This window comes from Shewanella abyssi (assembly GCF_023284025.1).
Taxonomy (GTDB): Bacteria; Pseudomonadota; Gammaproteobacteria; order Enterobacterales; family Shewanellaceae; genus Shewanella; species Shewanella abyssi.
In genome coordinates, this window is the sequence record NZ_JAKIKR010000093.1 from 1 (window position 1) to 8,460 (window position 8,460).

At 42.2% G+C, this 8,460-nt stretch carries 7 protein-coding genes and 1 pseudogene; 3 read left to right on the top strand and 5 right to left on the bottom strand.

Translation table 11 applies throughout. The features are described 5' to 3' along the window. The first annotated feature begins 576 nt into the window (after positions 1-576). From L2755_RS21420 to L2755_RS21430, 3 genes are all read left to right on the top strand, one after another. On the top strand, positions 577-1,020 hold the full coding sequence (locus tag L2755_RS21420) for a helix-turn-helix domain-containing protein (protein WP_248982678.1): 444 nt from the start codon (positions 577-579) through the stop codon (positions 1,018-1,020). Next, positions 1,017-3,260, top strand: coding sequence for a VIT domain-containing protein (locus L2755_RS21425; protein ID WP_248982679.1), 2,244 nt, complete (start codon positions 1,017-1,019; stop codon positions 3,258-3,260). The genes L2755_RS21420 and L2755_RS21425 overlap by 4 nt, the downstream gene beginning before the upstream one ends. A 553-nt stretch (positions 3,261-3,813) precedes the next feature. Next, positions 3,814-4,449 (top strand): hypothetical protein, encoded by a 636-nt coding sequence (locus tag L2755_RS21430; protein ID WP_248982680.1) that lies wholly within the window; start codon positions 3,814-3,816, stop codon positions 4,447-4,449. A 129-nt stretch (positions 4,450-4,578) separates the two neighbouring features. Here the strand turns inward: L2755_RS21430 and L2755_RS21435 are convergent, their stop codons facing one another. The 5 genes and pseudogenes from L2755_RS21435 to L2755_RS21455 all read right to left on the bottom strand — a co-directional run. Further along, positions 4,579-5,100: a YeeE/YedE thiosulfate transporter family protein gene (locus L2755_RS21435; RefSeq protein WP_346348110.1), complete on the bottom strand. Its 522-nt coding sequence runs from the start codon at positions 5,098-5,100 to the stop codon at positions 4,579-4,581. A gap of 95 nt (positions 5,101-5,195) precedes the next feature. Continuing rightward, positions 5,196-6,362 carry an HNH endonuclease gene (locus tag L2755_RS21440; protein WP_248982682.1) on the bottom strand — a complete coding sequence of 389 codons (1,167 nt, stop codon included), beginning with the start codon at positions 6,360-6,362 and terminating at the stop codon, positions 5,196-5,198. 13 nt (positions 6,363-6,375) lie between these two features. Continuing rightward, entirely contained in the window at positions 6,376-7,092 is a 717-nt protein-coding gene (locus tag L2755_RS21445; RefSeq protein ID WP_248982683.1) for a class I SAM-dependent methyltransferase, read from the bottom strand. Between the two features lie 243 nt (positions 7,093-7,335). Beyond that, positions 7,336-7,959, bottom strand: a complete 624-nt coding sequence (locus L2755_RS21450; protein WP_248982684.1) for a hypothetical protein — start codon at positions 7,957-7,959, stop codon at positions 7,336-7,338. Positions 7,960-8,141: 182 nt separating this feature from the next. Then, a pseudogene (locus L2755_RS21455) lies at positions 8,142-8,312 on the bottom strand (nucleotidyl transferase AbiEii/AbiGii toxin family protein); the annotation flags it as partial. Between the last annotated feature and the right edge of the window lie 148 nt (positions 8,313-8,460).

An 8,460-nucleotide genomic window follows, 5' to 3' on the forward strand; every position in this document is an offset into this window, starting at 1 on the left:
AATAGACTTATAGAACAGATTATAGGCTGAGCACGATAAAGTCTATATTTTTAGACTTTTAGCCAAAAGGTATGTTCAGGAAGCATAAAGTACATAAAGTTAGACTTTATGAAGTTGAAGCGTGTTTAATTGCTAGAAGATACGAAGATGACCGTGGATGATTTTTTTTAAAAGTTTTATTGAATATTCTTACACTAACTCGTAGTGACTCGCTTTCATTTTAACACCAATAGGAACACCCAGCCCAAGGGGTTAAGTTAAAACATCGTAAAGACAGTCGGTTACAACCAGAAACAGAGCCCCGCTCTCCACAAATACAGAAGGCCCCGATACGAAAGTATCGGGGCTTTTTTTATGCCTAAATTTAACTAGCTAAAGCTTAGCCTCAGTATTCAACCAAACATCCAACCAACTGAATTAAAACAATATAAACCCGACAGCCAGGTCTAGATATGGCAAAGAAGACGCGGCACTAACTATCTTGAAGAGCTAAATTATTTAATAAGCGTAAAAAGTTTCTATCACCATAGAACTTAACAGTTGATCTAAACATCAACACTGTCTAGTATTGGTGTCATGAAAAATATTCCTACTCAAAATAATATGCGCTATACCCTAAATGAGCTTTGTCAGCTAATTGAGCTAACTCCACGTACTGTGCGCTTCTACATCCAGAAGGCGCTAATGCCTGCAGCAGAAGGCAGTGGGCGCGGCGCGTTTTATACTCAACAACACCTAGAGCGACTACTCGAAATTAAAAAGTGGCAAGACGCAGGGCTATCGCTCGATCGCATCAGCGAGCTTCTATTCGATGAAAGTGACAACAAGCCTCTGCCACCACTCAAGCGCGCGAAAGCGGGTGATATAGAAGTCTGTAGCCACATACACATAGATGAAGGCATCACACTCACACTAAACCCAAGCCAAGCTGGGTTAACACCACAGCAAGCGAAACAACTCACACTAGAAGTCATCTCGTTGTATCAACGCATCACATCAAGTGATAAGGAAGAGAAATGAACAGTGAAATAGGATTAACTACGCCATATGGTGAAGACGTTGCTTTAAAAGCGGTCAGCATCAAAGCAACGTTAAACGGCATACTTGCCGAAGTCGATGTTAGGCAGCAATATCAAAATAACGAAGACACCAACATCGAAACCGTATACACCTTCCCTCTTCCTATTGACGCAGTGCTACTTCAACTCCATGTCGAGATCAACGGCCAAACACTCGAAGGTCAAGTTAAAGTCAATTCTATTGCCGAAGAAGAATATGAAGAAGCCATCACCAGTGGTGATACGGCCGTTATGCTCAAAAAAATAAGAGACGGACTGTACTCTATTAACTTAGGGAATCTACTTGCAGGTGAAAGCGCGGTTATCCATTTTAAGTATGCTCAGCTAAATGAGTGGCAAGGTGACAAATTAAGATTTTATATTCCGACAACACTAGCACCGAAGTACGGTACGCCTCGCCTAGCAGGTCTAGCCGAACACGAAGAGCCATGTCACTCTATATTCACCCGTTACCAGTTCGATTTTCACGCCAATATTGAAGGCAAACTTGCAGATGCGGCAGTAACCAGCCCAACACACTCCATTACTCAAGCGTTAGATGCCGGTGGCTTGCGCCTAGGTTTGTTGACTGCAGCGCAACCCATGGACCGAGATTTAATCATCGAAATAGCCAAACCTAGCGACTATGTTGGCGAAGGTTTATGGGCGAAAGATGGCGAAAAGACAGTGGCGTTAACCTCTTTCTATCCCCAGCTAGACATACAGCAAGCACATCAGCAGCGTTGCATTAAAATGGTAGTAGATTGCTCAGGGTCTATGTGTGGCGATTCAATTGACCAAGCTCGAATTGCACTACAAGCCATAATGAATCAACTTGAAGATGGTGATTGGTTTAACATTATCTTGTTCGGTAGCCAACACAAACTGATCTTTGATAAGTCGGTACAAGTAACAGCAAAGAATTTACAACATGTAGAAAAGATACTACGAATGCTTCGAGCCGACTTAGGCGGCACCGAAATGAGAGATGCACTACAAGCCACTTATACTTCAAAAACGCCGACAAATATCCCCACAGACATACTGTTAATCACCGACGGACAAGTATGGGATGAAGACAACCTACTGACAAATGCACAAGCCTCAGAACATCGTCACTTCGTCATAGGTGTGGGTAGCGCAGTGAGTGAAGCATTCCTGTCTAAACTCGCTCGCGAGACGGGAGGAGCAAGTGAGTTTGTCACACCTAATGAGAATATGAGCAGTCGTATCGTGCGCCACTTTGAACGTATCAACCAGCCAAGGCTTTACGATAGCCAAATATCTTGGCCTAAAAATAACCAAGCGATACAGCAATCACCACAGCAACTGAGTAGCCTCTTTGCCGGTGACACCATCAATGTATTCTCCTGGTTAAACCCAGAAGAAGCGAAACAAGATGAGCTAGAAAAAAATGCTGAACTGCATTTTTTTTGTAAGGATTACAAAAATACCGATATAGCACATACACAAAAAATCACACTAACGTATACCAATGCCAGCACATTAGCCCGCCTTGCAGCACACTCTAAGCTCACTGAAGTCAGCAAAGCGGAAGCATTACATCTAGCAGAAAAATACCAATTAGTTACCGAGTCTACCAGTTACATTTTGGTCAAAGTGAATGAAGTTGAAACTGCAGTTGGACTGCCTCAGCTGCGTACAGTACCTCAGCAATTACCTGCAGGGCAAAGTGGATTTGGCAGCGTGGTTTATCAGAGTAGTGACCAAGTATGCCAAAGTGCACCAATGTACTATTCTACTTCATCAGAGCCTTTATCAGAGAAGAGTTCAGATCTTGACCACCTAGACATTCCAGCATTCTTAAGAAGAGTTGCTGATACTCCCGCAGAAGATGCAGAAACAACAACATCAACAACACTCGCCGACGCCCTCAACGACGAGTTCACTCCAGATAACAATATGGGCATAGGCGAGTTTGATATCTTTGATATTGAAGAGCTAGGAGAAGAAGAAACCATCATTGAAATACTTTATCAGCTAGAAAACCTCGGTTATAACGAACAAAAGCTGGTGGCCGCCTGGTTAAGCCTGTACAACGAATTTAATCCTGACAAGCCGTTTAGCCGTCATGTCACCCGCTTGATTAGGATTCTATGCAAAGATCTTGATGTAAGTGCAGAGCTTATCAATAACATTAGAGAAATGATGACACTAGAAATGGCACATACAGCAAACTAAAAATAAAGGCCGAACGATTCTTCACGAAGTAAAATGCTTCGGCCTTACAACCCCTATTACTAAGGATCTATTCAGCTACTTGGCGCACCGTTCGCCTAGCCAATAGCAAATCACATAGCACCGGAAGAGTAATTCTCGACCTGCTTCTTGTTATGCCGTCATCCCGGACTCGCTATTACCTACTGTTTATACTTGTTCCAGGCTTTTATATTACTCTTGTCTTTAGGTTCTAAAAAATGGATTCCGGCCAACAAGCATGCCGGAAAGACGAGATAGGTGTAGATTTCATGGCCCTTTTCTTAATGTCTCTGACCTCCACGGGTCAGTGATATGCCCTATATCATTCAGACATTCCCCATATCCCTATGGGTCATTTTTGCACGACTATAGGGATATAAGAGGTACGAGTCCATGGATAGACAAAGGCAGAATAATGCAGGAGAAATTATCGACCCGCTTAACTACTTTTGTCTTTAAGTGCTAAAAATACATTTTGTATCTCTAGTTAAAACGCATTAACATTACCCTCATATCAGCATTAATGGATTCAATAGTGGACGCTTTTACCGCCAAGCAAACAGAGCACACCGAGGGAAGATCTCATCCTTGGACGACGATGACAACCGACGAAAGCAGTATTTATATGGATTTCAAGAAAAATCCAAAACTGATACGTAGCTCTCTGGAAGATTTTAAGCCTTTTAATCACTGGCCCTTTACCGACACTTTTTATTCACTGGTAGAATGGCTCAATAGCTCGTCTTCACTATTGGAAAGCAATGACTGCACCTTTAATGCCGCTGAAGAAAATCCCGATAAACAATATCCCTATGCCAAAAAATGTAGTGCGCGATTAATGATACTGTTCCGCGATATTGAAGAAAACTGTCAACAGAGAAGCATCGACTGGCTAATGCAAAATATACTGCAAAGTGTTGCCAGTACCAAAGTAGGCTTTCGTGCTGGTGCTATTTGTTTATCACAATCCACCACCTGTTACCTCGCGCTCGGTGATAAAGTAGACACCGGCGGCATGGGTCAACAAGTAGTACTGACCTTTTTTGCCTATGGTAAAAACGAGCGTCGTTGTTATGAAAACATGCAACAGGTGATTAGCCATGCGCAGCACTGTTTAAAAGCGGTCAATAAAAAGCTTAATAACGGCGAGCTGGATAATATATACCGCTAAGCAAACAGCGAACGATAATCTGCTTCTTGTTATGCCGTCTTCCCGGACTTGTTCCGGGATCCATTCTTAGCTTCCAAACAAAAATGGATTCCGGCCAACAAGAGTGCCGGAATGACAGTAACAAAGCCTTTAAACTCTTATAATCTTCCTTCCCAATGCTATCCCAACTAGCATACTCAAAATGGTGGTAATGCCTGCGGGTGATAAAGAAGGTAGGCCTAACAATAACTGACTGTCATTGCCGCCGCTTGCAATAGCGGCACCAACACCCATCAAACAACCTGCAAGCAGATGACGTACACAATCTTTCTTTTGTAGTGCTATAAAATTAAATGTTTTCTTATGAACTGCCGCGACTACCATGCCAATAATTAAAGCAGCGATAAGCATAAATCGGCTGTCAGAGGGCCACAAACCTGAATCTTGATGCCAAACTGCTAAACTAATATCTTTTAGTAAGCCACTTGGTGTCCACTTAGGTTCAGTCAAAAATACAATACCAGCGGTAAGGCCGATACCAAGCATACTCAACCACAGTCTTCTATTCTCTGAATTCATTTTTGTCATACACAAAACAATAACAACAGAGAAACCGATTAAAATGACATAGTGCCATTTTGAATCAAGTTGGTAGTGAGTGATCTGATACAGAGGAACGAAAGTTGTGAGTAGTAACCAGCCGCTTAGCCAGAACGACCGTCACCTCTGCTATCATCCTACAAACTGACGTTCTAAATGCTCACGCCCTAATCTTCAATGGCCAAATCTGATGAGGTAGGACTAAATGGTTCACTTGTCTTATCGAATGGCCAGAAGGATGATCCATTGTCGGCTGCTAGTTGATAAGCCCATGTTGTTATCGCTTCAGAACGTTGTTTATCACAGGTGAAATACTCCTGTAATGCATTAGTGATCTCTGCTGAGTGCTGCATAATGTTCTGTTCAAACCAGCGTTCTTTGTATATTTCAGCGGCTAAATGATCGCGCTTTGCGTTATTGCATTTACGATGGGCTAGCACAAAGTTATGGCCTAGATCATTGGGGTATCGAGCTCTGGGGATAAAATGATCGACCTCTGGGGCCATTGCCTGCTCCGCTGTATCTTCCTCATTCTTAGTCATAGCAGCTTTACTTATAGATTTACCGCAGTAAAAACATCGTCCTTTTTGAATATCATAGAGCACTGTTCTTGCCTGAATGAGAGACTTTCGATTACTACCAAACAGAAAGTCTGACAAATTCCCCTGCCCGCCTATCACAGTATGGTTTATCGGGTAATTGCAGATTTTTTGTGTCCAATGGGTTCTCGCCAATGACACCACAAGATCATAAAAACGACGAAAACAAAAAGCAATTCCGGGGTTAAGTGTTATCTGTTTCTTATGATTGTCGTGTGGGTAGTAATAGCACTCTGCACTGCCGGCCAGTATTTGTAGTCGCCACAGTGGGCCTTCCTTTATTATTCTTCGCGTATGACTACATAAAGCACGCCATACCTTAGGGTCTGATTTCAGCGCAGAAACAGCGCTAACGCCTCGTTCTCGGTGTACTTTGAGAACATTGATTATCGCAGACTGATTTCCTGCGTTTTGCAGCAAGATAAAGGACGCGCTATCTTTTGAACTAAACACTTCTTTAGCTGAACAGGTATAAGGCAATGAGTGCTGCCAATAGAGCTCAATGAATTTCTCAGCTAGCTCATCTAGGGTGATGACATCTTGTTGGTAAAGGTGCTCAGAAAAAAGATCAGAATCGCTGTTGAGGGGCCGCTCTATGCAGATATCCGCTAACGCATGCAATAGCGCAAACTTGTAGGTGGCATTGAAGTCTCCTTCAACTAATAAGCGCTGCAGATAAGCGATGAAATCGACCTGCATTTGTGCGTCGGCAATTTCTTTATTATTAGGTTTCATCTTTAGCCTTTTATTATGCTATTTCTCGCGTTTCATTTCGAGCCAAAATGGCTGTCTGCCATTGAACTTGATTTCGACCTAATTTGTCCGCTTCAAGTATGGTGTGGTCAATGATTGATAGCCCATTTCGAAGACTCTGCACCTGCAACTCTTCAATACTGACTTGATGCATCACTCTTTCATCATCACTTTTCCCGTGCCGTAAGGTAATAATGATTTTGCCGTCAGCTGTTAATAGTTTTGCCATTGAATGCAGTGCAGTGCAACGCTCAGAGGGGTCAATATGCATCCAGACTGCACTGAGTAAAATAAGGTCAAATTTAAGATTAAGCGCTTGGGTTTTTCTTAGCTGAGGCAGCTTATCTTCAAGCCAAGTGACAGGCTTGATGGTATTGCTTGCAGCCCCAGCGACTTTAACTAAATCACTATAAACTTTAGAGGTCAAGGCTTTACCCACTTCAGCAAGTGATTGAGCAGGCTCTACAGCATAGACTTCTATCGGTCTTTCATCTGTCGATAATTCAGCAAGATATTTAACGTCACGACCAGAGCCTGCACCTATATCTATGATTCGGTACGCTGAGCGTGAACCTTGGATAATTTGTTGAAGGTGCGGTAACCAAGCTTGATGGACTGCTTCAAACTGGATAGACAAATAATGTGCCGCTAGTTCCGCCGCATGTTCATTATAAAAATGGATACTAGTGTCATTGGACAGTAAAGATGTCAAAGCCGCGATCCCTCTTTATCATGACTACTCGGTTGTTATTTATATAAATAATCTAGAATAAACTACCACAAGCCAATAGATGAAGCATAGTAAACGAACGCCGTTCATCAATTTGGGAGGTTGTAATGCGGGTACTTTGTTCAGATTGTGGCTCTATTGCGACTATTGAGGAAAGAACGTCGGCTGAGTCATATAGCGGAAGTCAGCGGCACATAGCTGCTGACCTCAAGTGTTCAGCACGCTTTAAACATTCCAATCTGTAGGGTTTGCCGTATTAAAACGAGAAATACGCTTATCTGGATCGCCTTTTAATTGATAATAGCTGTCTGCGTATATATTCCATCGACACAGGTCAATAGGCGTTACTTCCGATGCATTTATACTGTCTGTCGCTCCGGCCTTCTCCAAACCCGCAGCAACAAGTTCCGAGCAGAAAAATTTACTAAAATATTCCTTGTTATAGGCTGGTCCATGCATTCCAAACGGCAGATTATCTAGCGCATCAATAGCCGACTTGATTGCCTGCGGCATATCGTAAGGTTTTCTTTCTTTAGCTTGATTGAATAAAAAATTATAATAATTTTCTGTATTAAAACGTAATTCTCGAATTTCCTTTTTCAGTGGTAACCACCAAAGCTCACCTTGATAACTATCGAGTCTGTCACTAAATCTAGAGACATTGACCCCGTTGAACCCATTCAATGATGTTGACTCAATAATTTGATTGAAAAATCTTCCGGTATCATCCTCTGGTATTTTCGTTTGCAGGATAACTCCAACGTGAGAAACACTCGAAAAAGTGGCAAATTTAATTATTTCTGAAAAATTACCTTTGCCACCAAATGCGATGACATCTCCTGGTTGCATTCGGGCTCTTGCGTCTCGATAACTTATTTCCTTTACCGTCATGATTACATCTCCTTTTGTAATTAAATATATTAACAATCTCAACAACTCTGCCCGAGGTACAAACAACTATATAGCTATCGACTTCAAGCGCCGTAAGTCTAGTAAAAAAATTTTACTGCTGTGAATTAATTGACGAGCAAACCAAACTCCTCTTCATCCGATTCAACCGCTGCCATCATCTCGGCTCGATGCAGAGTACCTCTGGCAACTGGAGGTAATTCGGTCTTTATCGTCACTCTCTCGCAGGTCACAACAACTCTTAACTCATCATGCTTATTATCTTGAAATACCGCACTTAAGTTAGCTTGAGTTTACAAAAATCAATATGGTGGTACCTCAGGTTCACCTTTACCACTAATAATAAACCTGCAGTGATTTGTTAGTTTGAGAAACTTCGCCTTTTAAAAGCAACTCACAACTCAATCTTAGGAAGATCATGAACTTGCTCAATAAAGTCCA

What these genes read in the sequence shown, in the direction of transcription:
- L2755_RS21420 (WP_248982678.1), top strand. Translation starts at nt 577, where the DNA reads ATGAAAAATATTCCTACTCAAAATAATATGCGCTATACCCTAAATGAG.
- L2755_RS21425 (WP_248982679.1), top strand. Translation starts at nt 1,017, where the DNA reads ATGAACAGTGAAATAGGATTAACTACGCCATATGGTGAAGACGTTGCT.
- L2755_RS21440 (WP_248982682.1), bottom strand. Translation starts at nt 6,362, where the DNA reads ATGAAACCTAATAATAAAGAAATTGCCGACGCACAAATGCAGGTCGAT.
- L2755_RS21450 (WP_248982684.1), bottom strand. Translation starts at nt 7,959, where the DNA reads ATGCAACCAGGAGATGTCATCGCATTTGGTGGCAAAGGTAATTTTTCA.